Source organism: Pseudoalteromonas shioyasakiensis, from assembly GCF_022398475.1.
GTDB lineage: Bacteria > Pseudomonadota > Gammaproteobacteria > Enterobacterales > Alteromonadaceae > Pseudoalteromonas.
In genome coordinates this window covers 1-2,552 of record NZ_JAKEVM010000251.1, presented here as the reverse complement: position 1 = coordinate 2,552, position 2,552 = coordinate 1, and the positions used below count along the sequence as shown (strand labels likewise).

Annotated in this window: 4 protein-coding genes; 2 read left to right on the top strand and 2 right to left on the bottom strand. The window is 39.3% G+C overall.

The genetic code is table 11. The annotated features are described in order from the left end of the window. Nucleotides 1–70 precede the first annotated feature (70 nt). Together L1D51_RS21185 and L1D51_RS21180 are read left to right on the top strand one after the other, a co-directional pair. Complete coding sequence (locus tag L1D51_RS21185; RefSeq protein ID WP_054551944.1) at nt 71–508, top strand: SulA-like leucine-rich domain-containing protein; 438 nt, start codon at nt 71–73, stop codon at nt 506–508. A 40-nt stretch (nt 509–548) separates the two neighbouring features. Continuing rightward, a complete protein-coding gene (locus L1D51_RS21180; RefSeq protein ID WP_239964793.1) occupies nt 549–1,028 on the top strand; it encodes a YchJ family protein in 480 nt (159 codons plus the stop codon). Here the strand turns inward: L1D51_RS21180 and L1D51_RS21175 are convergent. Both L1D51_RS21175 and L1D51_RS21170 read right to left on the bottom strand, forming a co-directional pair. Next, the gene (locus L1D51_RS21175; RefSeq protein ID WP_239964792.1) at nt 1,025–1,849 is read right to left on the bottom strand and encodes an alpha/beta hydrolase; all 825 of its coding nucleotides are present in this window, start codon (nt 1,847–1,849) and stop codon (nt 1,025–1,027) included. The genes L1D51_RS21180 and L1D51_RS21175 overlap by 4 nt on opposite strands. A 2-nt stretch (nt 1,850–1,851) precedes the next feature. After that, the gene (locus L1D51_RS21170) at nt 1,852–2,496 is read right to left on the bottom strand and encodes a dienelactone hydrolase family protein (RefSeq protein WP_239964791.1); all 645 of its coding nucleotides are present in this window, start codon (nt 2,494–2,496) and stop codon (nt 1,852–1,854) included. Nucleotides 2,497–2,552: the final 56 nt, after the last annotated feature.

Below are 2,552 nucleotides of genomic sequence, written 5' to 3'. Positions count from 1 at the left end.
GTACTTGCGCAAAAACACTGTATAAACTACTGTATACACATACTGTATAAACAACCAGTGAGTGAAAGTTATGTTACAGCCAATTACCTTAAGAACAGTTAAAAGCTACCAACAAGATAACGACAAAGCGTCTGTTAATTTAATTCAAATTGAAGACGAAATATCAGCAACCTTTGAGCTATTAAAAGTATTGCATCATTACAATAGCCAAAATGCATGGACACTATTAATTGCTCCTGATCATGTTCCTAGTAAAGCCTTACTAGATTCGTGTTCGATTGATACCAGCAAACTTCTTGTGATCAGACAAAAACATTTAGTTAATCTTGAGTATGTTCTTAGTTCAGCATTACATAACGGTAATTTTGCTGCTGTGATCACATGGACAGATATTGTTAACAATCATCAACTTGATTCGATGAACTTAAACCTTGAGCAGGCATCTGCTAAGTTTTATTGTTTTACAAAAAGCGCTCAATTAAACAATTTAGTACCGCAGCCACAATAGGCTTGTTAAAATAACAATTTATAGTTTTAGGTAAGTTGTTATGACATCACTCACACACTCCCTTTGTCCTTGTGGCAGCGAATCGACTTACGAGCTTTGCTGCCAACCTTTTCATACAGGTGCAAGCCAAGCTGATACGCCAGAGCAACTTATGCGTTCTCGTTTTAGTGCATACGCGCTGAAAGATGCGAAATATGTATTCAGTACCTATGCACAAAGCCAGCAAGCCGCTAACCCTGTTCGCGAAATTAAAGATTTTGCTAATAGCTGCCGTTTTACCAAGCTAAGTGTTTTAGATACTGAACATAACGAGCAAGAAGGTTTTGTAGAATTTAAAGCTAATTACTTTTATCAAAACTTGTATTGTGAGTTACAAGAAAAGTCGCGTTTTATTAAAGAAGATGGCCTATGGCGTTACTTAGATGGTGATATAACGCCAGTTGCAGATATTAAAATTGGCCGTAACGACGAGTGCCCTTGTGGGAGCGGCAAAAAATATAAAAAGTGTCACGCTCTTTAATTACCATTAACCTGGTAAATCCAGTCTAAGGCTTGGGTAATCGTTGTTGGGAATGCAGTTGCATGGCGTGCCTGAGGGATAACAAATAAATTTGTTGTAACCAGCGCGCCGCTATGTTTATTAATTTTAGCTGCTAATTGCCTTGCGCCCGACACCATTTTTTCACCTTCCCTTTCTTCAAGTTCTCCCACTGCGATGTAAAGTTTTGTTGTGTTGGCAGCTGGTTTTACAGCCATAGCTAATATTGAGTTTTCTTTAAACCACACTGAAGGACTGCCGATAATATAATTTGAAAAAAGCGAAGGCTCAGTGAATAAGGTATAAGCCGCAAATAAACCGCCAAGTGAGTTACCGACTAACGTACTTTTTTGGGTTGTTCTGAAGTCGGCCTCAATATAAGGCAATACAGTATGTTTTAGGTAGTTTAGATACTGACTTGCTCCGCCAGTTTTACGCTGCCAATTTTTATCTTCAAATGGCGTATAGTCATAAATACGGCTATCAAGCCCTGATACACCTTTTTGATATCCTACTGCAACGATAATTACCTCTTCTATAGTCCCCGAATTCATCATAAAGCGACTAGCACCAGAGGTAATTGGCAAACTGTAGTTTGCATCTAACAGGTAAACAACTGGGTAGCGCTTCTGGTTTTGCTTTTGGTAGCTGCGTGGCAATTTAATCGTAATGGGGTATTCGTTTTCGGTATGTTTATCTTTAAGTAACACAGTATTAGTATGTGGCAAAGTAAACGGCTCAGCATAGCTTACGGAGGTCACGCCCAAAACACTGATCACCAAAACGAGCAATATATAAGGCATAGTTAATCCTTTAACCACTTCTTAATTGGTAACAGCCACTCATCTTTTGGTTTATAAAATGCGCCATGGGAGAGCCCTGTATTAATGCTTAATTCTTCGAACTTGGTTACGTCACTTCTATCAATTAAAAATTGGCAAGAGCCAACCTGATCTGAGCGCTCAAAGATAGAATACACCTTGCCATAAGCCTTAACTGATGTGTGATTTTTTATAAGGCCTGCACAACCTGCCAATATAATTAAGTTAATATGTGTACGCTTAAGTTCATTGGCTGCTAGGATCGACAATGCCCCGCCCCGTGAAAAACCAACCAAACTAATGTTCGACTCAGCAACACCGGCACTGATCAATGCTTCAACATCTACAGCGAGCTTTTTCGCAAACGTAAATGGCTCAGTGCCCTCTGGCCTGTGATAGGCAATTAAATGATAGCTCTCATCTGCCAGTGCTTCTTTTACTGCAATAAAGTCATAAACACCAAAGGTTTTGTGAACAGGCTTAGGGTTTGTCCCTTCAACGATAAAACCATGTGAATAAAAAACATAGTGACCATGCGGGTCAATCTCTGTTGGAAACTGGCTGTAGATAGTGCCAGCGCAAACAGGCAAAACCCAGCATGCACAGAGTAAAAGTACGGTACGTATCACAAGCATTCCTTTAAAAATCACGTTACACCTAATAGAAGATAATAACACCTTAAAAA